The sequence below is a fragment of the Enterococcus timonensis genome (assembly GCF_900104595.1).
GTDB classification, from domain to species: domain Bacteria; phylum Bacillota; class Bacilli; order Lactobacillales; family Enterococcaceae; genus Enterococcus_J; species Enterococcus_J timonensis.
Map to the genome: position 1 here is coordinate 1 of NZ_FNVY01000001.1, position 25,561 is coordinate 25,561.

Annotated in this window: 24 protein-coding genes and 2 pseudogenes; 16 read left to right on the top strand and 10 right to left on the bottom strand. The window is 37.8% G+C overall.

Annotated elements, in window-relative coordinates; translation table 11 throughout:
• Positions 1–27: 27 nt before the first annotated feature.
• Complete coding sequence (locus BQ5341_RS00005) at positions 28–708, top strand: IS6-like element IS1216 family transposase (RefSeq protein ID WP_071130086.1); 681 nt, start codon at positions 28–30, stop codon at positions 706–708.
• Between the two features lie 423 nt (positions 709–1,131).
• On the opposite strand, the gene BQ5341_RS00010 is transcribed toward BQ5341_RS00005, so the two are convergent.
• Entirely contained in the window at positions 1,132–2,169 is a 1,038-nt protein-coding gene (locus BQ5341_RS00010) for a YeiH family protein (RefSeq protein ID WP_048729019.1), read from the bottom strand.
• Positions 2,170–2,280: 111 nt separating this feature from the next.
• Between BQ5341_RS00010 and BQ5341_RS00015 the strand changes: the two genes are divergently transcribed.
• The gene (locus BQ5341_RS00015) at positions 2,281–3,183 is read left to right on the top strand and encodes a LysR substrate-binding domain-containing protein (protein ID WP_082148264.1); all 903 of its coding nucleotides are present in this window, start codon (positions 2,281–2,283) and stop codon (positions 3,181–3,183) included.
• Here the strand turns inward: BQ5341_RS00015 and BQ5341_RS10230 are convergent.
• The 3 genes from BQ5341_RS10230 to BQ5341_RS00025 all read right to left on the bottom strand — a co-directional run bounded on the left by BQ5341_RS10230 (position 3,097) and on the right by BQ5341_RS00025 (position 5,284).
• Positions 3,097–4,236: an IS3 family transposase gene (locus BQ5341_RS10230; protein ID WP_232222910.1), complete on the bottom strand. Its 1,140-nt coding sequence runs from the start codon at positions 4,234–4,236 to the stop codon at positions 3,097–3,099. The genes BQ5341_RS00015 and BQ5341_RS10230 overlap by 87 nt on opposite strands.
• 145 nt (positions 4,237–4,381) lie before the next feature.
• The gene (locus BQ5341_RS10555; RefSeq protein WP_162840221.1) at positions 4,382–4,552 is read right to left on the bottom strand and encodes a hypothetical protein; all 171 of its coding nucleotides are present in this window, start codon (positions 4,550–4,552) and stop codon (positions 4,382–4,384) included.
• A gap of 102 nt (positions 4,553–4,654) precedes the next feature.
• Positions 4,655–5,284, bottom strand: a complete 630-nt coding sequence (locus BQ5341_RS00025; RefSeq protein ID WP_071130047.1) for a recombinase family protein — start codon at positions 5,282–5,284, stop codon at positions 4,655–4,657.
• Between the two features lie 156 nt (positions 5,285–5,440).
• On the opposite strand from BQ5341_RS00025, the gene BQ5341_RS00030 reads away from it, so the two are divergent.
• Positions 5,441–5,641, top strand: a complete 201-nt coding sequence (locus tag BQ5341_RS00030; protein ID WP_014748757.1) for a hypothetical protein — start codon at positions 5,441–5,443, stop codon at positions 5,639–5,641.
• 32 nt (positions 5,642–5,673) lie between these two features.
• Entirely contained in the window at positions 5,674–5,895 is a 222-nt protein-coding gene (locus tag BQ5341_RS00035; RefSeq protein ID WP_014748756.1) for a hypothetical protein, read from the top strand.
• A gap of 15 nt (positions 5,896–5,910) precedes the next feature.
• Here the strand turns inward: BQ5341_RS00035 and BQ5341_RS00040 are convergent, their stop codons facing one another.
• The 5 genes from BQ5341_RS00040 to BQ5341_RS00060 all read right to left on the bottom strand — a co-directional run bounded on the left by BQ5341_RS00040 (position 5,911) and on the right by BQ5341_RS00060 (position 10,163).
• Positions 5,911–6,501, bottom strand: coding sequence for an SOS response-associated peptidase (locus BQ5341_RS00040; protein WP_071130048.1), 591 nt, complete (start codon positions 6,499–6,501; stop codon positions 5,911–5,913).
• A 91-nt stretch (positions 6,502–6,592) separates the two neighbouring features.
• Positions 6,593–7,099, bottom strand: a complete 507-nt coding sequence (locus tag BQ5341_RS00045; RefSeq protein ID WP_071130049.1) for a hypothetical protein — start codon at positions 7,097–7,099, stop codon at positions 6,593–6,595.
• On the bottom strand, positions 7,083–8,462 hold the full coding sequence (locus BQ5341_RS00050) for a Y-family DNA polymerase (RefSeq protein WP_106396141.1): 1,380 nt from the start codon (positions 8,460–8,462) through the stop codon (positions 7,083–7,085). Before BQ5341_RS00050 ends, BQ5341_RS00045 begins: the two co-directional genes overlap by 17 nt.
• Positions 8,463–8,947: 485 nt before the next feature.
• Positions 8,948–9,304: a hypothetical protein gene (locus BQ5341_RS00055; RefSeq protein WP_005230882.1), complete on the bottom strand. Its 357-nt coding sequence runs from the start codon at positions 9,302–9,304 to the stop codon at positions 8,948–8,950.
• Position 9,305: 1 nt separating this feature from the next.
• The gene (locus BQ5341_RS00060; RefSeq protein ID WP_083378535.1) at positions 9,306–10,163 is read right to left on the bottom strand and encodes a ParA family protein; all 858 of its coding nucleotides are present in this window, start codon (positions 10,161–10,163) and stop codon (positions 9,306–9,308) included.
• Positions 10,164–10,466: 303 nt separating this feature from the next.
• Between BQ5341_RS00060 and BQ5341_RS10445 the strand changes: the two genes are divergently transcribed.
• The 7 genes from BQ5341_RS10445 to BQ5341_RS00090 all read left to right on the top strand — a co-directional run bounded on the left by BQ5341_RS10445 (position 10,467) and on the right by BQ5341_RS00090 (position 21,466).
• Positions 10,467–10,643: a hypothetical protein gene (locus tag BQ5341_RS10445; protein ID WP_158661715.1), complete on the top strand. Its 177-nt coding sequence runs from the start codon at positions 10,467–10,469 to the stop codon at positions 10,641–10,643.
• Between the two features lie 181 nt (positions 10,644–10,824).
• Complete coding sequence (locus BQ5341_RS00065; protein ID WP_071130050.1) at positions 10,825–12,324, top strand: primase C-terminal domain-containing protein; 1,500 nt, start codon at positions 10,825–10,827, stop codon at positions 12,322–12,324.
• A gap of 797 nt (positions 12,325–13,121) precedes the next feature.
• The gene (locus BQ5341_RS00070; RefSeq protein WP_071130051.1) at positions 13,122–16,781 is read left to right on the top strand and encodes a SpaA isopeptide-forming pilin-related protein; all 3,660 of its coding nucleotides are present in this window, start codon (positions 13,122–13,124) and stop codon (positions 16,779–16,781) included.
• Between the two features lies 1 nt (position 16,782).
• The gene (locus BQ5341_RS00075; RefSeq protein WP_071130052.1) at positions 16,783–17,514 is read left to right on the top strand and encodes a pilin N-terminal domain-containing protein; all 732 of its coding nucleotides are present in this window, start codon (positions 16,783–16,785) and stop codon (positions 17,512–17,514) included.
• Between the two features lie 64 nt (positions 17,515–17,578).
• Positions 17,579–19,066 carry a SpaH/EbpB family LPXTG-anchored major pilin gene (locus tag BQ5341_RS00080; protein ID WP_071130053.1) on the top strand — a complete coding sequence of 496 codons (1,488 nt, stop codon included), beginning with the start codon at positions 17,579–17,581 and terminating at the stop codon, positions 19,064–19,066.
• A gap of 85 nt (positions 19,067–19,151) precedes the next feature.
• Entirely contained in the window at positions 19,152–20,348 is a 1,197-nt protein-coding gene (locus BQ5341_RS00085) for a class C sortase (protein ID WP_071130054.1), read from the top strand.
• Positions 20,345–21,466 (top strand): class C sortase, encoded by a 1,122-nt coding sequence (locus BQ5341_RS00090; RefSeq protein WP_071130055.1) that lies wholly within the window; start codon positions 20,345–20,347, stop codon positions 21,464–21,466. The genes BQ5341_RS00085 and BQ5341_RS00090 overlap by 4 nt, the downstream gene beginning before the upstream one ends.
• Before the next feature lie 2 nt (positions 21,467–21,468).
• Here BQ5341_RS00090 and BQ5341_RS10615 read toward each other — a convergent pair.
• Positions 21,469–21,816, bottom strand: a pseudogene (locus BQ5341_RS10615) (transposase); the annotation flags it as partial.
• A gap of 270 nt (positions 21,817–22,086) precedes the next feature.
• On the opposite strand from BQ5341_RS10615, the pseudogene BQ5341_RS10240 reads away from it, so the two are divergent.
• From BQ5341_RS10240 to BQ5341_RS00105, 5 genes and pseudogenes are all read left to right on the top strand, one after another.
• Positions 22,087–22,303: pseudogene (locus BQ5341_RS10240) on the top strand (PadR family transcriptional regulator); the annotation flags it as partial.
• Between the two features lie 354 nt (positions 22,304–22,657).
• Entirely contained in the window at positions 22,658–22,828 is a 171-nt protein-coding gene (locus tag BQ5341_RS10560; protein ID WP_000713595.1) for a hypothetical protein, read from the top strand.
• A 13-nt stretch (positions 22,829–22,841) separates the two neighbouring features.
• Positions 22,842–23,459, top strand: coding sequence for a recombinase family protein (locus tag BQ5341_RS00095; protein ID WP_001062588.1), 618 nt, complete (start codon positions 22,842–22,844; stop codon positions 23,457–23,459).
• Positions 23,459–23,815 (top strand): toprim domain-containing protein, encoded by a 357-nt coding sequence (locus BQ5341_RS00100; protein ID WP_071130056.1) that lies wholly within the window; start codon positions 23,459–23,461, stop codon positions 23,813–23,815. Before BQ5341_RS00095 ends, BQ5341_RS00100 begins: the two co-directional genes overlap by 1 nt.
• Positions 23,816–23,961: 146 nt before the next feature.
• On the top strand, positions 23,962–25,326 hold the full coding sequence (locus BQ5341_RS00105; protein WP_003728481.1) for an FAD-dependent oxidoreductase: 1,365 nt from the start codon (positions 23,962–23,964) through the stop codon (positions 25,324–25,326).
• Positions 25,327–25,561: the final 235 nt, after the last annotated feature.

Genomic DNA, 25,561 nt, shown 5'->3' on the forward strand with positions numbered 1-25,561 from the left:
TAGAAAAAGATAGCAGGAGGAATGACGATGAATCATTTTAAAGGAAAGCAATTTCAGCAGGATGTGATTATTGTAGCCGTGGGCTACTATCTTCGTTATAACCTTAGCTATCGTGAAGTTCAAGAAATCTTATATGATCGTGGCATTAACGTTTCTCATACGATGATTTATCGTTGGGTGCAAGAATATGGCAAACTACTCTATCAAATTTGGAAAAAGAAAAATAAAAAATCCTTTTATTCATGGAAAATGGATGAAACGTACATCAAAATTAAAGGAAAATGGCATTATTTGTATCGAGCCATCGATGCAGATGGTTTAACCTTGGATATTTGGTTACGTAAAAAACGGGACACACAAGCAGCCTATGCTTTTCTTAAGCGGTTAGTGAAGCAGTTTGATGAACCGAAGGTTGTAGTCACAGATAAAGCCCCCTCTATTACAAGTGCCTTTAAGAAACTAAAAGAATACGGCTTTTATCAAGGGACAGAACATCGTACCATTAAATACCTGAATAATTTGATTGAACAAGACCATCGTCCAGTAAAGAGACGCAATAAATTCTATCGAAGTTTACGCACTGCCTCTACCACGATTAAAGGCATGGAAGCCATTCGAGGATTATATAAGAAAACCCGAAAAGAAGGCACTCTCTTCGGGTTTTCGGTCTGTACTGAAATCAAGGTATTATTGGGAATCCCAGCTTAAATCATAGATACCGTAAGGGATTTTATTCTTTATTTAAAACTTTGCAACAGAACCTATGATTCAATGAAGAATGTAAAATTACATATTGAGATATTAAAAAAATAATTTATTTGGATATTTTGATGGGGTTTAGTTGATATCAAAAAGAGAATAGTTTCATTCTGTTTTTTTATGCCTAAAAATGATTGAGTATACTTTTAAAATAAGAATACTTAGGAAAAGCAGTTCCCTCAAATGTACTGACGGATCTTTTAAGGTAATCAGTCCTGAAAAACAATTGTATTATTATGTTAATTAGCTCTGTTATTTCATTCGCTGAGAGTGTTTAGTTTCACATCAATAGGGTGGTAAAAAAAGTGAATTCAAAAGAAAGAGCAGCGGCTGATATCAGTCGCTGCTTATTTTGAATTATTGTTACCTAAACTAGAACAGCCAAAAAATCAAACCAATTGCTAGAATAATTTGGAAGCAGCCGATCAGTAAGCCATATAACATGGTACGAGGCCCTTCTTTCAAGATATCAGAGAACTTGACCTGAAGACCAATTGCAGCTAAAGCAGTAATCTCAAATTGATTACTGATGACTTCGGAACTGTGAATCATGAAAGAAGGTAAGGGTAGAAAACTTCTAAGCAAGAATAAAATGAAAAATCCTACAATAAACCAGGGAATAGTCAATAGGTTTGTATTTTTTTTCAAATCAGCAGATGTGGAATCAACTGCTGATTTAGAAAATAGCGGTTCTTCCTCTTTAGTGTTTAGTTTACTGAAGGATAAGGCTACTCCGATGATAAGGAGTACTCTCATAAGTTTGAATACTATAGACAGATTAGTGACGTCCATACTCACCAATTTAGCTGAAGCAACGACTTGTCCTATGGATTGGATCGTACCTCCAATCAAAGCTGATGTTTGAACGACTTCGTTGTGGTACAGAACAGAAGCGAGAATAGGCAGTGAGACCATCAATATGGTTCCTGTTACATTAACTATAGTGATGGACATGGCTTTATCTTTCTTATCGGCACCAATTATCGGAGAGACAGTACCAATAGCAGAAGAGCCGCAGACTGCATTGCCGGCACCCATCAACAAAGACATTTTTTTATTGAACTTCATAGTTCGACCGATCCAATAAGCGAATAAAATCGTCAAAACCATTTGAAGAATAACAAAAATAAATCCAGTAAAACCAACTTGCTTGATGATTTGAAAATCTAAGATTATTCCATTTAACACGATCGACCATTCTAAGAGGGATTTTTCAGAAAATTTAGTTCCTCTTTTAAAATAAGGCTTGTTTAAAAAAGTATTTCCCAACAAAATTCCTAAAAAAATTGCGATCAGTGCTGCTCCTAAATTTGGCAGAAGGGCAGATAGATATTGGCTGATTAACGAGATCAAAACACTGATTAGAAGACCGGGTAAAATAGAATAGCTTCTTTTGAATTTTGCGCGCATGTTAAACCTCCTTCAAATATTTATAGTATTATGGTATACCGAAGATTGTATAAAATAAAATAATCATTTATTATATATTTATAAGAAATTGTTATTGAGGAGTGGCATTAGATGTTAGATTACCGGTACCAAACGTTCCTTACTTTGACAGAAGAAATGAATTACACGACCACAGCCAAAAGATTGCACATTACCCAACCGGCTGTCACCCAGCATATTCAGTCTTTGCAACAGGAGTTAGGGGTTGAACTGATTCATTATGAAAAGAGACAATCATCATTAACGGCTAAGGGAAAGCAGCTGCAAAAAGATCTTTATTTGCTCCAAAGAGAGATCGCTAAGGTGGAAGAGCAACTAACTTCTACTGTAGAGCACACTACCCTTTCATTTGGGGCTTCCTTGACGATTGGGGAATACATGATGCCTGGACTAATTGAGTCGTATTTGAACCAATATCCAGTGCACGATATCTCGATGGTAACAGACAATACCCAACATTTGATCGAATTGATGGAACATGGGAAAATTGATTTTGCGGTTGTGGAAGGAGAATTCAATCAATCTGTATTTGAATTCCAGAAAATCGCTGAAGAACCGTTTATCGCTGTCTGTTCAGAAAAAAGTTCTTTATGGAAACAAGAACAGAGCATTAACGACTTATTTTCTACACCTCTTCTAGTCCGTGAAGAAGGATCGGGATCACGCCTGATTTTCGAGACAGCTATAAAAAGTAAAGGAATCCACTTAGACAGCTTTTCGAAAGTTATGACGATTGGGAGCATTGGTGCAACTAAAAAATTGGTCGAAAAAGATTTAGGAATCAGTTTTATTTATCAGATGGCTGTTGAAGAGGAACTCAACAAAGGAATATTGAAAAAGATACCTTTAAGCGATTTTAATGTAATTCATCCGTTTCATTTGATTTATCTAAAAAGAATCCAAGTGAGAGGGATGGAGACGATAAAGAACTTTTTCCTGGAAAACAGGGTAGGTATAATGAACCCCTTGATCTGAGTGGATATACCTTTCCATTACTGGCATATCCTTAATCACATTATTTAATTTATCTAGCGTTTCATAAACTAAATTCATTTTTAAGCTAGTTGAGAAGTGATGTGCAACAATCTCACCGGTAGCACCATCCTTAACTGCTGAAAGATAGGCCCATTGTCCACTTCCATAAGGAAGATAAGTGATATCTGTGAGAAATACTTTGTACGGGATACCTTGATCAAACTGACGATTGACAAGGTTTTTCTTGGTAGCATTTTCTTGGGTTGCCTTCATCATTTTACGGTATGGTTTCGCTGCTCGTATTGATGATATGATGTTATTCTTGCGCAAAATTCTTCTGATTTTTTTATGATTCATTACTACATCGTATTCAGTTTCTAACGCCATTTTTATTTCATCAATCCCACACTTCTTCTTATCCAGAAAAATTCTATATAACAATTGGAAATCTTCCCAATCATTTCGATCACGCTCAGCACGTTTATCGCTACTATTTAGCCAGTAATAGTAGCCGCTTTTACTTACCCCTGCAAGGTCGCATAAATGATTCACCATTCCAGCAAGTTGATTCTCACGAATAATTTGGTTAATTAATCTAAAGCGTTCTTGTTTACTTAAGTCGTTTCTTTTGTCGTTTTTCACGCTCCTCTCGTGCTGTTCTAATTTTTTTACTAGTTCAAGATTCCCCTCTAGATAGGCTATACGGGCATTTGCTTTGTCTAGCGCCTCTTGTAACGATAATTGTTCTCTTGGTCCATAGGGACCATTATTTTTTGAACCACGAGTCTCTTGTAACAATACATCTTCTCCGTGATCTTTATATAATCTTTTCCAACGTGATAGTGATTGATCGGATTTTCCTTTTCCGATTAAATGAGAAGGAAGTCCAGCAAGTTCAAATATCTGAGTGGATTTCATGCCTTGTTTGCTTTGTTTAATGGCCTTTATTTTGAATTCTGATGAATAGGTAATACTTTTCTCTGTCACACTTTTCACATTAGGATTGTTTCTTAAAGATTGAATCTCAGCTTGGCTATATATCTTTTTACTCATCCTGTCCACTCCCTTCTGTATAACTCAAATAGAGTATACCGAAAATTTTGCATAAAAATAACCCGAAAACTTACAACACTCTTTTTTTTTGAGTGTTCAGTTTTCGGGTTGAGATTCATAAACAACATTTCCATAATATGTTTTTTTATTTTTCTCGATCATAAAGCCAGTCGAAGCCTTTTTCTCTCGCTTCTTGTTCTGCATAATAATCAAATTGACTTTCCATGGCGTAAATTAGTTGCTCGGCTTGTTCTCTACTGATGCCTAACTCTTTGCAAGCTAATAAAACATAGCCTTGTGCTTGGTCGTTTGTCATAATTTCCTCTTTTTGTATATTTGTTTACTAATTTACTTGTTTATTAATTTGTTTGTTTACTAATTTACTAATTTACGATGTTTTTTTCAAATTACTCTCACACTATACAAAGGGGGAAGGAGCTGTTGTATCAGTCAATTCCTTCTTGATCCGGTAAACTGTATCCCTTGTTACCCCCGTGTCTTCCGCAATCTGTTTAATTGGTTCCTCTTGCGTCAACTTATTCACGATTACCTGATACGTCATGCGATCTTTTGGATTCTTTGCATTGGCTGAATACTTCACCGGCCGGCCTTTATAGTGGCCTTTCCGTTTAGCTATTTCGATTCCTTGTCGTTGCTTACGCTTGATTTCTTCACGTTCATTTTGAGCCGTCCAGGACAAGAGCTGTACAATCATGTTTCGGATCAACTTTTGGAGATTTGGATCCCCAATCTCTTGGTTCAAAATAGGTAAGTTTAAAACAATGAGTCCTATTTCCTTTTGATCCAACTTCTGAACCATTTGGACAATATCATCGTAGTTTCGTCCTAACCGATCCAACGATTCTACAATCAGAGTATCCTTCTCCCGCAGAAATTGAAGAGCCTTTTGTAGCTCTAGTCGTTCGGTCATGCTTTTTCCGGACATTTTTTCTTGGAAAATTTTTTCCGCCCCTGCTCTTTCCAAGGCTTCCATCTGTCGGTCTAAGTTTTGGTCGGTGGTGGATACACGTGCATAGCCTACTTTCACCTTTTTCACTCCTTTTCTCAGCGCATTTAATAGACACTTATAATCTACATTAAAAAAAGCGAAAAGACAACGTCTTATGTGTGTCTATTTTGGGTACACTTTAAACGTGCAAATATATTTTATCTTTTAGTAGTTTTATAGGTTATAATTAAAGAAATGGATGAAGAACAATCCTATTGGGATTCAGAAGAAAAATCTTATTTTAAAATTCATTATGGGAAAGCATTTGAAAAACATGACGTACCTTTTATCTGTAAAATTTCAGTGGAATATGATGGGAAAGCCTTAATTTTTGAATCAGTAGATTACACTTTAGATTTGAATTACTACACACTAAACGACGTAGAGTATAGTTAGTAGTATCATTTAGTAACCGAGGGCCGCTAATCATGGAAGAAGAAAAAATATTTGAAAGGCGTTGGCAACTAGCTTCAAATGAGCAAAAAGCTAGATACAAAAATCTGATCTCCTCCTACCCCGCTGTTGACTGGAGTTACAAAGAAAAGAAGTATCTGCTTTGGTTGTGTCAGTTAGATATAGATACCTTTGAAACATTTGAAGTGATACTAGATAAAATTAAACATAGCAATGAAAAAAGAGCGAATCTATAAAAGATCCGCTCTTTTTTATTTTGCTACTTCAGTACGAGTTAATTCTGGCATATCAGCTGTAAGATAGTTACGTGCGAAATCCAGATCTGTGATCCAATCTTTTATATGATCTCTTTGAATAATAAGCGGCATACGATCATGTATTGGGGATACAGAATCATTAGGTTTTGTCGTCATAATAATCGATTCCGTTTCAAATCCTGCACCTGTTTTATGCACACGATAAAATCCTCCCAAATAAAAAACATCATTATCCCCTGCAGTAAACAATAGTTTTCGTTTTTCGGAATCCCACTCATAGAATCCGGAGACTGGTATGACGCAGCGAGTTTCTCTGAAGGCTTTAGAAAAAGTCTTCTTTTCTTCTACTGTTTCTGAACGTGCGTTGATCATAAGTTGACCAGGCTTAAATCCTTGGAAACCCCACTGAGTGATTCCTGGTACTACTCTTGAATCCTGATTAAGTCCTAGTGTTACTATATAATTAGTTGGAAAAATTTCATTAAAACCAACACGAATATGTTTACCTGTAGTATTTAAAACGACGTGGTCATAGTAGCTTCTTAATTCATTTGAAGATAAATCAAAAAAATATCTTCCACACATATTCTCCCCCTCCTTTTCTAATTTATTTAAAAAACGTGTGTCAGAGAGCTATTCTAAGGCGATTTCAAAGTCAAATGATGGACAATGATCTTCAATCATCATCTGCAAAGTCCTGATAATACTCATTTTTGATTAGCTCAATCTCTTTTTCTATTTTACTCGCTTTTTTCTTTTGTTTGTTGCGAGAAGACTCTCTGTCCTGAAAATAATCAACTTTAAACCATTTTTCCTCTTTTTTTATGGATACATGTCGGACATCTGTCCAATTGATCGCTTGTTCATTGAGTACAAAATAATCTTCATATGCTTCACCAAGAAATTGTCCTTCGACAGGATCCAAAAATCGCCCAAATTCGTCTTTAGTGTTTAATTGCAGCGATATAGGCTTGTGATAAAGGAACGATTCCGATAGAATTGCGTCGATTTCCTCACGGTTCATTAAATCCAAACCAACAACTTCTTTTGTAGCCCAGGCTTCGTTTTCTAAGACACCTTTCATAAGATCATCCATGGCGTAAGCCGTTGCCCACTTCAATCCGAATGGTCGATCTCTGTATTGATTATAGTCCGTAAAAGTTTTCTTAGTACGTTTTACCATGACCTTCAGCACCTTCAAGTCCAGACATACCACCTGCATGCCCTCCGACAAGGCTGCTGCGAGCGATCGCACGTCCACCTTCCATTATGCTATTTGCATGAACGATCGACTTAAACCCGTATTTTTTGCGTATCGTATCTACCACATAATCGATTTTTAAGTCTTTTACTTGTTCGTCCGGATCTTCAAAGAGATCAAGCTGCAAAGCATTAGAATAAACGAGCTTTGAACAGTTTACTCCTACATTTCGAATATCCTGGTACTTGTAATGACGATCAAATATCTGCAGTAAGTAGTTTGCTATTTGTTTGCTGCTATTGGTTGCTGGTACCTTCATTTGCTGGTGAAACCCTCGACTTCCTGATCGATCGACATAACCCATTGAAAAACCGATCCATAAAGAAATTACCTCAGCTTTCGCTCCTGTACGGCGTAACCTAGTTGCTACTTGGTCGGCCATTTCTTTGATTACAATTTCTATTTCTTTTCGACGTGTATAGTCCCGATTTAAGACCTGACTGTTCCCTATCGACTTAGATTTTACTTTGTATTTCTGACCTAAGAATGATCGATCGATGCCCCAGCTGTGTGCATACAGTTGAGTACCTAAGACACCAAAATTTTGCTTCAGCTGATAGTAATTTGCGTGTGCCAGGTCATGAATAGTAAATATGCCCATTCGGTTCAGTCTGATTGCTGTACGACGTCCGATACCCCACACGTCTGTAATGTTTTCTACAGACCAAAGCTTTTGCTGAACGTCTTCATAGCGCCATTCTGCTTTCATATCTGAATTTTTTTTGCTTTCGAGGTCTAGTGCGAACTTGGCCAAGAGCGGATTGTCACCTATCCCGATTGTTGTGAAGATTCCAGTTCGTCTATAAACGTCTGTTTGAATCATTCTCGCCAGCTCTCTTGCGTCCTTTGCACCGAACAGCTTTAATGAGTCTGTGACGTCCACGAAGCTCTCATCGATGCTGTATACGGAATGATTTTGCTCGTCAGCATACTTCTTGTAAATATTGTTAATCTCCATATTCTTTCTCATATATAGTGCCATCCTCGGTGGTGCAATCACGAGGTCTTCCGGATACGGAAAAGGAAGATCTCGTGATCGACTGACATTAGAAATTCCATAGGCTTTTTTTGCGGCCGGACTCGATGCCAGGATTAGCCCACTTCCTCGCTGAGAAGGATCGTCCGAAGGATAGGACATGACAACTAACTTTGCCTTTAAAGGATTTAGTCCTCTTTCTACGCATTCTACGGATGCATAAAATGACTTACAGTCGATACAGAGAATATCTCGTGAGGGTTCTTTAGTATAGTCAAACCTTGGGTTTACGCCAAATTGCATAACCATGATAAATCACCTTTTCTAAAAAAAAGATACATTTTATATACCGTATTAGAACATATGTTCGCTAATTAAGTCAAGAGAACAGATCAAAATGCTATCATTGCGGTTTTAATGGTTAAGTGTCAAAATACCAAAGTGTCAAAGTGTTTAAATAGATGGACGTCCACAGTTTGGATAATTAAAACAATATACTCCGTAAGTCCCAAAGGTCTTAAGTGTTTTAGTTATAAAGTACTTAAACCCTTAAATATTAAAGAGTCTGAATACAATAATAAACTGCGGAGTCCCTCTAAAATTAATCAAAAAAATAAAGATTACGAAGTTTCGATTGCCTTCGTCGAAAGAAGTCAGTAGCAAAACGTTTTAATGGTTAAGCACTTAAATGGTTAAGTACTTTAATACTAAAAAGTTCGTGTTATGATGATGGTATGAAAAAGACACTTTAGCACTAAACAATAAAAATGTTTTAGTACTAAAGTGTCTCATGTCTATTTGCTATCTTCTTCTAATTTATCAACGTATGAACGGTAGGCTTCTTTAATTTCTGACTCAGTTAGATAGTTATCGAGAATTAAATCTTTCATTACGTCTTTCATATTTCGATCGTCTTGTGCGGCTTTCATTTTAACCATTCGATGAATCTCTTCAGGCAAGTATATCGAAACTTGCTTACCGCCTTTAAAATTTTTGTAATATGAAATTATATCTTCAATTTTTCTAAGAATATTAATTTTCTTTTTAGTTCCATTTTGATCGGAAGTTTGTGGTTTTGAAGTAGGAAATAGTGTGTCGATATCATTTGTTTTAGCTATATTTTTGTCTTTAATAGATACACGTTTAGCCATTTTATACAACTCCTTCTGATACTATTTTCTGTAGAACTGTCACTGCAAGATTATAGTATGCAATGCCAGCTTTATTATTTGAATCAAATTCGTAAGCTGACATGTTAGCAACGCCAGCGTCGGATACTACGATGCTTCTATCGATGATAGAAATAACTTCCGCTTTATCGTCAGATTTAACTTCCTCAATAATTTCGTCACTGTGGTTTGTATTAGTTGCCATAGTGACTACATAGCCAAGTTCCTTTAGATTAGGATTAATTGAATTTTTAACTTTATTGATTGTAGAAAAAAGCAACTCTATACTTACTAGAGCTTGGTACTCGGACTGAACAGGAATTAAGATGTAATCTGATGCACTAAGAGCATTTACAGTAAGCAGTCCTCTTGAAGGAGGGCAATCAATCAAAATAATATCAAATTTTGTCTCAAGGCTCTCTATGTTCTTCTTCAGAATCAGTTCTCTTAATGTAGCGCTAACTAGGTTAAGTTCGGCATCTGATAGACGCAAGGTTGTTGGGGAAATAAATAGATTATTCTTAATCTGATAAGTAATGTTCTCTAACGTTTCTTCCTCTAGCATTACCTGAGTCATTTCTGGTAGATTTTCATCGATGATATTTCTAAGATCAGTTTTTAGGTTAGTTATACTTGACTGTGCGTCTATGTCTACGATATCTGTTATAAGATCGAAACTAGCAAACAGTTCAGCTAGATTATCTACGGTAGCACTTTTTCCAACGCCACCTTTTTGATTTGCAACAGAAATTACAATGGGACCACCTTTTTCACCAACGAGATCTTTTATTTGTTTAACTAGCGAAATAATTTCTGCTGAATTCGATCGATTTTTTTTCATTTTCCTACCTCCTTAAGTTAAGTACTAAAGTGTTAAAATACTTGTATGCAATATAATAATACCACCTAGAAAGTTACGAGTCAATAGAAACTTTAGTATTTAAGTACTTTTAATTCGGCTATGTTTAGAATGTGATTTAACAGCAATTAAATGCAACTTTAAAACGTCATAGTACTTAAGTACTGAAAAAAAGCATCAAAACACTTAAGTACTTAAGTGTTTTAATGCCTAAGGTAATTGTTGATATTAATAGGTTTGTGCGACAATAACTATATTAAATTATAAAAAATAAGAGTTTACAAGATGGAAAAAGTAAGATATGCTATGTTTGTATTTATAGAACTGAAAAAAATAAAAATAAAAAAAGAGACGGATAAAAAAGTGAATTGGGTCACTCTTTCATCTGAATCACATACAACAACTATGTGTTCTCGTTCGTCTCATGGAAATTATGTAAGTGGCTGGAAACCACTTATGTGATTTGAATAAATCTATTCGGACTACCAATCCGAACCTATAGGTTTATTTTACCATTTTTTGACGAGCAACTCAATATATATACGCTTATTTTGTCGTTCCTTTGAGACTTCTAAGCTATTGGGAGAACACAAATCTTTAAGATTATTTGTGTTCTCTTTTAGTTTGGGAAGGAATAACAGTCATGGCAGCTTCTTTGGATGTCGTATATTCGACGGTATTACAAAATGGTATCCGTAAATTCAAATATAAAAACAGCCACCTAAAACCGGTCTCTTTTAGTGATCAGTCGGGGAAGGGGGCTATTTTTGCGTACCGTTCAAAGGAACACATGATCGAGGGGATTGGACTAGTGATCACTTCAGAAGAAGGGGTGATCGAAAACAATAATCGATTCACTCATTGGACACCAAATGTATTTCGCTATGGAACGTATGCTGATGAAGCCAGAATGTTTACAAAAGGCCATTCTGAGGACAATTTACGTCAAATCAATACATTCTTTGTTGATTTTGACACATTGGATCCAAACTTTGACTATGGAGAAATTATCTTGGCCAGTCACGAGATCGGCTTTATGCCGACAATGATTCTACGTACACCGCATGGATTTCAAGCTTTCTATGTACTAGACAAGCCTGCATACGTGACGAAGAAATCAAATTTTAAAGTGATCAATGTGGCCAAAATGATCTCAAAAAATCTAAGAAACAAATTTTCAAATGATTATCGGTTTCCTGTTGATGTAAATGCCAATCATTTTGGGATCACAAGGATGCCTTCTGAAGAGAATGTTTTATTCTTTGAACCACAGTATCGCTATAGTTTTGAAGAATGGATCGACTGGTCAATGAGAGAAGATGCGGACAAAAAAGCGGAGATCAAGAACGTTTTTGTATTACCATCTACTCAAGAATTTCGTCAAGTCGATGAACCATGGTTCCAGCTGTTGCTAAAAAGTCAAAAAATACAAGGTGAAAAGGGCGTATATGGTCGAAATAATGTCATATTCACCTTGTCTTTGGCATACTTTTCGTCAGGATACGAAGTAGAAGCATGTGAATTGACGATGTTAGAATTCAATGACCGCTTGGCTAACCCTTTATCTGATCGAGAATTAACCAGAATCATTCGTTCCGCTTACTCCGGAAAATATCAAGCAGCGCACAGAGAAAAAATTGTCCTATTATGCCAAGAGTGGGTCGATGCAAATCTTTCTGAAGAGCAGCTATTCAATAAAAAACGGGGTTGGTGGAAATTCAAGAAAGAAAGAGCTGTTCGCAAGTATTCACATAGTCATGAATGGGCAGAAGATCTCTTGTCCTATTTGAATGAGCAATCCTATGAAGAACAACCATACATTATTTCTACAAAAAAAGAGTTAACTGAACGTTTAAAGATCCCAAAACGTTCCCTGGACAAAGTACTGAAGCAGTTAAGAGAAGAGAACAAAATTCATTTTCGTGTTCGTGCTGGTCGTAATGGGGGTATTATGTTAGCTTCGATACATGGATTGATGCGCTCCGTTATCCGGCTAAAAAAAGAAAGCCGGGGGGCTTATTTCGCTGCGATCTCAGAAGCTTTTGGAAAAGAATACACGTTTATCCAGACAGCACTGAAACGCTTGATAGATCCCAATAAGATCGGCGTGCAAACAGATCTGTTCATGATCGATACAGGCTGAAATTAAAAGGTGCAAATTGCCTATTACATTATATCTATGATACGTTCCTTCTTTTCTCCGCTTTGCTTGCTGGTCTTAAGAAAGAGTAGTATTGTTATCGCAAACGCAATAATATGGGGGAGGTCTTTCTGACTATGAGTATCAATACCTTTGTATATCCCTACCCGATCATGTATTTATTATTTCGCGGTTAGGTATGATGTTCAACAAGGTTGTAACGTTTTTTTGAGTGTTGTTGTCTTCGGATATCGAATTCAAACAATCACTACTTATCACTAACAAGTCAATTATCAGATTGAACAGAAAAGTGGATTGACAGCTGAAGCATTTGCAGAGCTCAAAGATTACTCAAATAAACAATTTCAAGGCTAGTATATGATACAAAATTCATCATTAGGGTAAAAAGAAGTGTTTGGAGATACGGTACCTTATACGATAAAAGCGACCTATCCATTTTTATTTCTGCTAGACAATATCTCTGTGAAAATCGGAATTGAAGGGTAAGTGCCTTCTCAAGTGAGTTGAAGATATTGGAAAAGATTTTTCCTTAGTGTTACGGCTCGTTTTCAGTTTAGTCGTGGGTGCGCTTCTTCTTAGAGTAGTCATTTATTATCAAGACATCATAAAAGTTGCATGAAAACAGTGGCGGATACAGCAAAGCATAGGAATGTGAAAGCGTTAATAGTAGTATTATCGCTATAAATTGTTTATAATTTAGATGGCAGTATCAAATCTTAGGTAGTACTATTTAAATTTTGTTTAAGAATAGATATCATGTTTTTTAGAGGAGGGAAGAAATGAAGAAGAAAAAATCGGTCTGGTTTATGATGGTTGCTATTTTGATGGGCTTTATCCCGCCAATCTTGACTGCTTGTTCAAGTATCGCACATGCGATAGAAATCCAGCCGGATAAAATTGTAGATCAAGCGGGTTTAAAAGTCATTTCCTCTGTTTCATCAGATGGAAATTCTTTAAACTGGGAACTTCAATATGAAAAAAGTGTAGCAAGTGATGGCAATGATCAAGCACTGAAATTTAAAGTGACGGCTGATGGAGAAGCAATAGCTTTTAATGAAGATGCCAGTTTTGCTACTAATGATGACCAATGGTTTGCGGAAAAAGATTTTTCGAAACAATCGCAGGGTTCTCTTTCATTTACAACGGTGCTAAATGTCTCCAAGGTAGCTCTTGAAATTCAAGCCGATGCAACAAAAACGGATGAAACACAAGCTGTCACTATTAACAAGAATATTTTGACTAGTGCGGTAGAAGGTCCGCATGCGTTGAAATTACCAGCAGTGGCTACACAAAAAACGACAGAAGTAAGTGCTACTTCTCAGACAACAGCTGAAGAAACCACTAGTAGCCAAGCGACCGAAACGACGACACAAACGGAAGAAGCCAGTGAAGCAACGTCGTATGAGATAAATGCCTCGCCGGCAACAGTGGGCGCTAGCAATCTTGAATATCTTAGTGGAATAAGTGCATTTTCTTCCATTAATTACAGCAATATTGCGCCAGAATATACGACAGATGCCACAAAAGGAACTTATCCGACTAATAGCTGGCAACCAGCTGGGCAAACAAATGTGATCAACCACCAAGGGAACAAGGAACGCAACTTTGCCACTTGGGATGGTGTAACTAGCTGGAATGGCGATCCATCAGACACAACACATTCTTATATCCAGTATGGTGAAAAACAAACAGATTTTGCCATTCGGAAGTATGCCAAAGAAACGAGTAAACCAGGGCTTTACGATGTATATTTGAATGTAAAAGGTAATGAGCAACAAGATATCAAACCAGTTGATATTGTTTTGGTAGTGGATATGTCAGGAAGTATGGAATCGAGTCAAAGTAACGGCTGGAATGATCGTGCTGGTGCAGCCAGAAATGGTGTGAAAAATTTCTTGCAAACCATTAAAGACGCAGGCATTGGGGATTACGTCAATGTTGGTTTAGTCGGATTTTCTAGTCCAGGATATGTAACAGGGGCTAACGGTTATCTTACTGTACCGATAGGTAAAGTTTCGGATACTAGTCATATAAATGCAATCAATGATACTTTAAAACCAAAATTTACAGGAGGCACTTACACTCAAATCGGGATCGAGCAAGGTCAGCAGATGCTTGCGGGAAGCTCCAATGAAAACAAAATGATGATCGTATTGACCGATGGGGTTCCTACTTTTTCTAAGAAGGTAACCGCTGCGCAAACGATTGATGGGACTACCTATGCTACTGAATTTGGTAATGGATTGGATGAACCAGGCACTACCTCTAAACTCAATCCTAGTTATGCGGTTGGTTCTCGGGGAAATAGAACAAATATTGATAGTACTTGGCCGGCCACATTAGGGGCAGCTAAAATCGCCAAAGATGCGGGCTTAACTATCCACACGCTGGGAATTCAGCTGAGTAAGGATGGAAATTTTTTAACCGAACAACAAGTTCGCGATAGAGCAAGTCTTATCGCTACACCGGGTAAATACAAAGATGCTGAAACAACAGACGATGTTTCTGATTATTTGAATGAACAAGCTAAAAATGTAGTGAAATCTTTCAACACCATAGTCAATGGTTCGATCAATGATTCTTTGGGTGATCAGTTCTCTTATGAAGGCACTCCAACTGTGAAGAGCATCAGTACAGGGAATAGTGCTGTAACGAATTTACCGACCGTAAACCAGTCGAATGGTAAAGTGACCACTACTGAGTTGAACTTAGGCAAAGATCAAGAAATTCAGATCCATTATCAAGTGCGTATCAATACAGAAGATAAAGATTTCACGCCGGAAAAATGGTATCCGATGAATGGTCAAACAACTTTGACACCAAACGGAGACAATCCGGATAATAAAGTAGACTTTGGCGTTCCTTCCGCAAAGGCACCGGGGGTGAAACTTGATCTGAAAAAGATTTGGGAAGAATACGATAAGGATACGAGTAAACGTCCCGATTCTCTTGATTTCACCTTGAACCGAAAAGATACCACAGAGAGCAATTCTTGGAAGCAAGGTTTTATTCGTCTTTCTAAAAGCGATGTTGCTACAGATACTAATGTCTGGGAAAAGACCAATATTGAAAAAGTAGCCGAAACACAAGGAGCTACTGAATCGCTTTGGTTGCCACAATTCAACAACAAAGGGAAAGATTTTGCTTATAGCTTTGAAGAAGCAACGGTCAATGGCTATGAATCTTCAAGTAATGCTGCTAAAACCATTTGGACCAATAAAAAAATCTACACACCACTTGCTTTAGAGATCACTAAAATTTCTGATCAAGGAAAGACACCTCTTAAAGGAGCAGTCTTTAAACTAAGTGGAGGTAGTTTGCCAAATGCAGGCGTTGAACTTAAGGACAACGGGGATGGAACCTATACGTTGTCTGATGATAAGTACAAGCTGCAATTAAATACTGAGTATACATTGACAGAAGTTACACCACCAGCTGGACATACGGCTACTACAACTAGTTGGAAAGTCAACGTTAGTGCAGAAGGTAAAGTAACCATCAACGATGCTGTAACGGGTATTGAAATCAAAGACAACACTATCAAGTACACCATTGAAAATGAGTTTACCAAACGTCCTTTATTGGTTGAAAAATATAATAAAGATAGTGGTAAAACATTAGACGGTGCGAAGTTCACGTTGAAGCAATATGACGATAAGTGGACGAATGATGGTAAAGTTGTCGGTGATGATTTGATCGGAAATGATGCCAAATCTTTTGCTAGCCTGGCACCAGGCTATTACAGCTTGGAAGAAACGAAGGTACCGACAGGCTATAAGAAAGACGATACAGTCTTTAAGTTCCAAATCGATAGCGCTGGGAAACTACTTGATGCAAATGGCAAAGAAATCACCGCTAACTCAAAACCAACGACAGATGGTTTCTATTTAACGAGTGATAATAAGATTGTTTTAATCAAATACAATGAACTGCGTGATTTTGACTTTTCAATTCTTAAAAAGAACTCGCAAAGCAACAAACCATTAGCAGATACTGAATTCAGCTTAGCCACAAAAGAGGATTCCAATACGCTTTTGGCTACTCTGAAGACCAATGATGAAGGAACGGGTCAGTTTTTAGATGCTTCGGGTAATCATTACGGTGTTCGTCCAGGAACTTACGTTATCAAAGAAACGAAAGCACCAGAAGGGTTTGTCCTTTTAGAAGGGATTTTCGAGGTCACTATAAATGCGGACGGAACTGTCGGCGACGTGACTTATGATGGTAAGGATCTTGATAAAGATGCTATCAAAGTAAATCTAAAAGATGAGGACAATAACGTCATCGAATTGACGGTTGCTAATACACCCAAAGGACAACTGCCAGCAACCGGCGGATCAGGTGTACAGACTTTCATTATAGTAGCCTTAGCTCTTGTCACAGCAGCAGGTGCTCTTACGATCTGCTACTTCTACCGTAATCGAAAGGAGTTGAACTAAGATGAAGAATAAATCATTGTTCATCAAAATCACCTTACTTCTTTCAACTTTGCTGGTAGGGATCTTTACGGGGCAACAAGCCTTTGCGGATGACGGGACGATCGATATTGTGATCCACAAACAATTGTGGGACCAAGCACCTGATGCAGCTATTCAAAATACGGGAGCGGCCGATCAAGATATCAAAGATCCAATCGAAGGGGTCGGCTTTACGATTTATGACATTACAGAGGATTATTATAAATTGGTCAAAGGCTCTGACGAAACAACAACTATTCAAATGATTCAAGAAAATGTTGCTGATTATCAAAAAATTATCAGAGAACAAGGCCTGACTGATGAAAAAGGCACAATCAAATTTACCCAACTACCTAAAAGCAGTGGCGGTAAAAATGCGGTTTACCTGATTGTTGAAACGGCATTGCCTGATCCTGAAAAGGTAAAAGTCGAAAAAGCGGCCGAACCCTTAGTAGTGGCTTTACCAGTATATGAAATGAGCACAGACGGTAAAACCTATACGGACAAAGAATTAGCTACCGTTCACCTTTATCCTAAAAATGTGGGAACAATCGTTGAAAAGCCAGTGACACCAACTAAACCTAAAAAACCAAGTAAACCGAAGAAACGCTTTCCACAAACAGGTGAAGCAAAATCCTTCCTAGGTATATTGGGGATTCTTTTGATCGGTACGGCGATCATTTTATGGCGGAAACACTCTGTACGAAACAATTAATCAAAGGTACAAAAGACTAAGGTCTATTGGAATATTGTACAAAAAATAAAGGAGGAATTAGAAAATGAAGAAATTATGGAAAACACTTTTTGCAGCACTACTTGTAGTACCTTTATTCACCGGCGTGTTTGGTGCGAAAACAGTAAGTGCTGCTGAAGCAACAACGACAAATGTAACGATCAACAAACGAATCTGGAAAGATGGCGAAGCTCCAGCACAAGGTTCCATGCAAAATACTGGGGAAGAAATGGACTTTGGTGGAGATCCACTTGAAGGAGCCGGCTTTACAGCCTATGATGTAACAGATGCTTATCTTGCTCTGATTGCAGGTGGTAAGTCACAAGCAGAAGCAACAAAAGAAATTGCTGATAATGCGTCAGATTACACAACTGTAGCAAAAGCAGAACAAAAAACGGATGCCAATGGTCAAACAACTTTTGAAGGACTTGCTTTAAAAGACGGCGACAAAGATAAAGTCTATATGTTTGTTGAAACAAGCACGCCAGGCAATGTTTCCGTAACGACAAAAGCCGCTCCAATCGTTTTAGCAATGCCAATCTATACGTTTAAAGATGGCAAATATTCAGATACAATCAATACCGACGTTCAAGTCTATCCAAAGAACGAAACCAAGACTGATAAAAAAGAAGTTGCCAATTTAGATAAGTTCACTGAAGTTAAGGATGCTGATGGAAATGTTTTATATCATAACCTTACAACTGGCGATGAAATCGAATATAAATTAACTTTAAATATTCCTGCGGACATTCTGGAAGATGGCGTCACTTACTCTGTAACTGATACGCCAACTGCTGGACTTGCTTATGTAAAAGATTCTTTTGCAGCAACTGGTTTAGTAGCTGGAACTGACTATGAATTAGCTGAAGATTCTGCAACTGGCGGATTTACTGTTACTTTGAAACAAAGTGAAAATGTAGGAAAATTAGCTGGTAGTCAATTGATTGCTACTTACAAAATGAAATTAACTGCTGAAGTAAATCCTGACGATTTAGTAAACAATAGTGCCCAAGTAACAATTGGTAACAACCCTCAAGATAAAATTACACCTCCAACACAATTTGGTACAGGTGGTTATAAATTCGTCAAAAAAGATTCACAATCTGGTGCAACCTTATCTGGTGCGGAATTTGTCGTAAAACAAGACTCTAACTTTGCAATATTTGAAGATGCTAAAAACACTAAAGGTGAATATATCTTTAAAGAATGGACGACTGATGAAGCAAAAGCAACGAAAATCGTTTCTGACGACAAAGGTGAGTTGAAAGTAATTGGTTTGAAAAATGGTGACTATCAATTAGAAGAAAAAGCGACTTCAAGTGATAAATATGTGTTACTTGATGAAGATGTCGATTTCACTGTTGAACACGGTCAATATGGCAGTCAAGAACTAAAGTCTGTTCTTAACACGCCTAAAGGTCTGCTTCCATCAACAGGTGGTAACGGGATCTATGCCTTCTTACTTATCGGTGCTGCTCTTATGATCGGTGCTTACGCTTGGTTCAAGAAATCTAAAACACAAGCTGAAGTCTAAGATATAGTTTTAAAATAGCAAAAGGCAGCTTCATTTCTTGAAGTTGCCTTTTCTTTCTTTTAAATAGGGAGAAGGAGGTGCAAGCATGGATCAGCGCCAAAAAAATGAACGGATCAATTTGATTTTAAAACTGCTAATGGCGATTTTATTTACGACCGGTGCCATTATTTTCAGCTATCCCTTTTTGTCCAATGCGGTGAATTCCTATTATGACCAAAAGATGATGGAAAAAAACTTGGCTGAGATGGCCGCAACAAATACCAAAGAACAAGCAAAAAGGCACCAAGAAATGGCCGAAAAAAATAAAGAGCTAGCTGAAAGTAAGAACATGACCAATATTCCTGGCATGGGACTGGTAGAAGACCCGTTTGAAAATGCGGTCGATGATGCCAAAGATCCGGGTAAAGCCTATTATGAAGAGCATACCGTGGGTGCTATCTATATTCCAAAAATTTCGGTCAGCTTACCTTTATTTGATGAAACCAATGCTGCTCTTTTGGAAAAAGGCGCGACGATTCTACAAGGAACGTCTTATCCGATCGGTGGCGATAGTACCCATTCGGTGATCTCAGGCCACAGTGGCTTGACGGAACGTAAACTTTTTACAGATTTAGAAAAGTTGGTGATTGGCGATGATTTTTATTTGACCATTGCTGGGGAAAAATTGGCTTATGCGGTCGATGACATCCAGATCGTTTTACCGTCGGATATCGACAAGGTGGTCATCCAACCGGGGCGGGACTTGGTGACCTTATTGACTTGTACACCTTATGGCATCAATACCCATCGTTTATTAGTCACTGGACACCGTGTGCCTTATGTGGAGGAAATGGCGGAGGAAGTGACCAGTACCAAAAAAGCGGTCGAACGGCGTTTTCGCTTGTATTTACTACTGATCCCGCTTTTCTTTGCCATGATTTTCTATTGGATGTATCGCAAGTTCGTCTATTATCAAAGTGGCAAACACAGTTATGACTTTTGTTTTTACTTATTGGAAAATGGTCAACCCAAAGCAGGCGTGACTTTTACCTTAGTCCGTAAAAAACGCTGGGCAACAGATGTCACTAACCAACCAGTTGCTGTAAGCCAGGTGGATGGATGGGTGTCTTTCCCTGAGATCAGAGGGGGTCGTTATTATGCCAAGGCGATCGATGGGTCGACAAAACCAGTTAAGGGCAAGGTCCGCCGTTTAAAAGATCGGCAGTTTGTTTTAAGCAGCGTCACGAAGAAAAAGCAAGGTAAGAAAGTTACTTATTATCTGGAGAATGGAGCGAAAAAATGAAGAAAAATCGGCAAGTGATCTCGCAAATTGCGATCATCCTCATTTTTTTGGTCGGCATCTTGACCATGCTCTATCCTTTTTATGTCGATGCGTTGAATAATGTGATCGATCAAGTGCGCGTCGATCGCTATTTGAAGGAAAGCCAGAAAGAATTTGAAGCCGAACGCAAGCGACTGGCGGAAGAAAATAATAAATTGAGCGACAGCGGGTTATCTCCGGGTGCCGATCCGTTTGCGAATCCGAATGGCGGTACGGTTTCAGCTGCTTATTACAAAAAGCATTTGATTGGGACCATCAATCTTCCTGATTTGGCCATTGAGTTACCGCTATTTGATACGACCAATGATGATTTATTGGAACAAGGTGCGACGGTCCTAGATGGCACGTCCTTTCCTGTTGGTGGCGCAAGTACCCATGCGGTGATCTCGGCTCATCGTGGCTTGCCAGAACGGGAACTCTTCACCAATCTGCCGGAGCTTAAAAACGGTGATATTTTTCTGCTAAATGTCTTAGGGGAAACCTTGGCTTATGAAGTGTTTGACAGCCAAGTCGTGACGCCAGATCAGACTTCGGTTTTAAAGATCGAACCAGGCCAAGACTTGGTGACGCTCATGACCTGTACCCCTTATATGATCAATAGTCACCGTTTGTTAGTCACAGGAAAACGCGTGCCATATACACCGGCTGCCGAGAAAAAACAAGTCAAAGGCGATCGTTTTCGTAAGTTGAAACAAATCGCTATCTTGGCGGGGACGGCCCTGTTGATCTTAGCCGCTATTTATCAATTGTATCATGTGATCGCCCGTTACCGATTGCGGAAAGTGCGTTTTGATTTCACTGTTTGCTTAGAAGGCGTGGCAGAACATACGCCAATCGCACTCTATGATAAAAAAGGGAAAAAAGCCCTGCGGCGTAATGGAAAAGCCTATCAAGAACTAACAGATCAAACCGGACAAGTCACTTTTACCGATCTACCAGGGGATTGCTATCGTTTGAAATTGGGCAAGAGTTGGTTGGTGCAGTTTGGTTTGAAGAAAAAAAAGAGGCCATCCAAGATTTGGAAGATAAATAAGAAAAAAGTTATGTTAAAAGAAGAAAGAATGCTAGAAGTCAAATAAAAAATGCTCATGTTATCAAATGATTTAAATCCATAAGATACACGTTTCATTGTTTAATATGGGTATTCTTAGCTTCTATTTTGTCATTGGTATGGGGATAAATCAATGCACTTCGTATACCTTCGTTATATTTGAGTAAATTTTGTAGTTTTTTCTAAATTCTTCGTCTAAACTTTCTGTAAGAAGTGGGAATTTAGGTGCACGGAAACTACACCAAGTTTTTTAATATTCCGTCTGTTTTTAGTTAAGAAACGCCAATTTACTTTCAGTTTCTGTGCTTCATTTTTGAGCCCTTTTAATTGCAGCTTTTTCATCATTCTTACACGAAAGGCTTGAAACGGATGTTCCAGTGACCTCGTTTAGAGCGTACATTTATTCAAGAAAGTTTAAATAAGATATCAAAATGGCCGAAAACAGACACACAACTCGATTTATTTTTTAGGGTGAAGGAGAGAGTAGCACGAAAACTTTTAGTTGGCTTAGACTGAACGAAGTGAGGGAAAGGCTACTAAAACGTCGAGGGCAGTGAGAGCGAAGTGAACACTTGATCTTTTGAATTTTTAATAGAATCTTAGACTATTATCCTAGTGAACCTTTTTCTAATACTTGACTTTCTTTGTATGATTAGAAATCCATATTTACCTTTAACGGAAAGAACTTTTTTATATTATTTTAGTTTTAACTACACCCGTTCATGGATATGCTATTATTCAAGAAATTGATAAGTTAAGTGATGGATCAGTTAAGGTAGCAGCAGGAACTATGTATGGAGCGATTGAAAATTTACTTAAGCTTAATTTGATAGAAGAAATTCCAAGTAGACCTCATCGTCGCAAAGAGGGCAAAAATCCCTTTAAGAGATTTTTACCCTCTTTGCGACGATGAGGCCTTTTTTTTTCGTTCTCGTTTTTTGTTTGATTAACTAGAAGGGATTAAAAGACTGCATTTTGATTTATTTTTTTAGGGTAAAGGAGAGAGTAGCCCGAAAATTTTTAGTTGGCTTGGACTGAACGAAGTGAGGGAAAGGCTACTAAAACGTCGAGGGGCAGTGAGAGCGTAGCGAACACTTGTTTTTTGAATTTCTATCTTTGTTAGGTCAATAGAGTATACTTATTTGTCCTAATATGATTTTAGCAGTATAATTGACTTGGTGAATAGGTCATTTAAGTTGAGCATAATAGGAGGAGTAAAATGAAAAAATTTATTTATCGAGTTTTAGAAAATGACGAAGTGGTAGCTATTTTTAATGAGCAACAATATGCGCAAGATTTTATCGCTTACGAAAAGACAATTTCTGATAAGCAATTTGAAATTGAAAAAGTAGATATAGCTGATTGGTTATTGCAACCGAGAGAATTTTAGAGGTTGGTTGAAAATGGCTAAAATTGGTTATGCACGTGTCAGTAGCAAAGAACAGAACTTAGATCGGCAATTACAAGCGTTACAGGGCGTTTCTAAGGTCTTTTCAGACAAATTAAGCGGTCAATCGGTCGAACGCCCACAATTACAAGCTATGCTTAACTATATTCGTGAAGGGGATATTGTTATTGTTACTGAATTAGATCGATTAGGACGAAATAATAAAGAATTAACAGAATTGATGAATCAAATTCAAATTAAGGGGGCAACCCTGGAAGTCTTAAATTTACCCTCAATGAATGGTATTGAAGATGAAAATTTAAGGCGTTTGATTAATAGCCTTGTCATTGAATTGTACAAGTATCAAGCAGAATCAGAACGAAAAAAAATTAAGGAACGTCAGGCACAAGGAATTGAAATTGCTAAGAAAAAAGGCAAATTCAAAGGTCGGCAACTGAAATTTAAAAAAAATGATCCACGTTTAAAGCATGCTTTCGATTTGTTTTTGAATGGTTTATCCGATAAAGAAGTTGAAGAACAAACTGGAATCAATCGCCGAACGTTTAGAAGGTATCGAGCAAGATATAACGTGACAGTCGATCAAAGAAAAAACAATGAAAAGAGGGATAGTTAATGAGTACGGTTATTTTAGCTGAAAAACCAAGCCAGGCATTAGCCTACGCAAGTGCTTTAAAACAAAGCACCAAAAAAGACGGTTATTTTGAGATCAAAGACCCACTATTTACAGATGAAACGTTTATCACCTTTGGTTTTGGGCATTTAGTGGAATTAGCAGAACCAGGTCATTATGACGAAAAGTGGCAAAATTGGAAACTTGAATCTTTGCCGATTTTTCCTGATCGATACGATTTTGAAGTTGCAAAAGATAAGGGAAAGCAGTTTAAAATTGTTGCAGAACTTCTCAAAAAGGCAAATACAATTATTGTTGCAACAGATAGCGACAGAGAAGGTGAAAATATCGCCATTTGATAGTAGATTTAAAACTTTGCAACGGAACCAAATCTTTTATAAAACTGTGTTGCACTTAATTTGATAATTTAAGACAAAGAAGTGTATACTTAGTTGGGTAAATAAATTCTATTTACGATAAACATTGACCTTTGGAGGTAATACGAATGAAATACGTTATAGTAGGAACTTCGCATGCTGGTTTTGAAGCTGTGCAAACTCTATTGAAAAAAGACTCAGATGCAGAAATCGTTGTATTTGAAGCTGGATCAACCGCTTCTTTCTTATCATGTGGTATTCAGTCCTATCTAGAAGACATTTCAAAATCTTTGGATGAATTACACTACGCAAATGAAGCATCATATAAAGAACAAGGCGTTGATATCCGCATGAACACAAGTGTGATTGCCATCAACCCAGAGACAAAAGAAATTACAACACGCACTACTGACGGTGTGGAAGCTACAGAAAGTTACGACAAACTATTGCTTTCTCCAGGTGGTGTACCAGGTACAATCCCGAATGTAGATGACCAACACGAAAACATCTTCTACTTACGTGGTAGAAACTGGGCAGATAAAGTGAAAAATCGTATGTCTTCAGCTAAAAAAGCTGTAGTTGTTGGTGCTGGTTACATCGGTATCGAAGCAGCAATTGCTTACGCACAAGCTGGCATCGACGTAACAGTAGTCGACTTTGTTGATTCAATCTTACCAACTTACCTTGACAGTGAATTCACTAGTCTTCTAACAAAACATATGGAAGAAAAAGGTATGAAGATTAAAACTGGCGAAGGTGTGAAAGAATTTAAAGTCAACGAAAACAACGAAGTAACTGCTGTTGTCACTGACAAAGGCACTTACGAAGCAGATACAGTTATTATCAGTGTTGGGGTTCGTCCAAACACACAATGGTTGAAAGACACTTTAACCCTTGATGGTCGCGGCTTTGTTGAAGTCAACGAACACATGGAAACTTCAGTTAAAGATGTTTACGCTGCAGGTGATGCAACTGCTATTCCTTTTGCACCTACAAACGACAAAGCTTACATTGCTTTAGCAACTAACGCTCGTCGCCAAGGTGTCATCATGGCTCGTCACGCAAGTGGTGATGCAGACGCTAAAATTGGTCGCGTAAACGGTACATCAGGTCTTGCTGTATTTGACTACAAATTCGCTACTACTGGTATCAAGGATGCTAACGCAAACTCTTACCAAGGAAATGTGAAATCTGTTTACAAAGAAGACTTAATCCGTCCTTCATTTATGCATGACGAAGAAAAAGTTTTAATGAAGCTTCATTACGATGCAGATAACGGTCGTATATTAGGTGCTCAATTAATGTCAACTTATGACATTCTTCAAGCTATTAATGCTGTATCTGTTGCGATTGAAGCTGAATGGACTGTAGACCAATTAGCGCAAGCTGATTTCTTCTTCCAACCAGAATTCAGCCGTCCTTGGAACTTCTTAAATGTCTTAGCGCAAGAAGCTCAAGGTCAACCATACGGCGCAGACACAATGCTTTTCTAATCCAAACGAAAGCCACTTTTTCACTACAGATATATAACATTCTTTATAACAAATAAAAGACAGGCGGTAGACTCTCATTTAATCTACTCGCCTGTCTTTTTCTTCTATTATGTAGCTCACGATATCCGGTTCCAAAGGTCAAACTCTTCCAACACTTCCCAAAATACGCCAATTACTTAGCAGTACTTGTTCGGCTTTTGCTCCAGCGCGCCGAGTCTTAGCGACTTTTGTCACA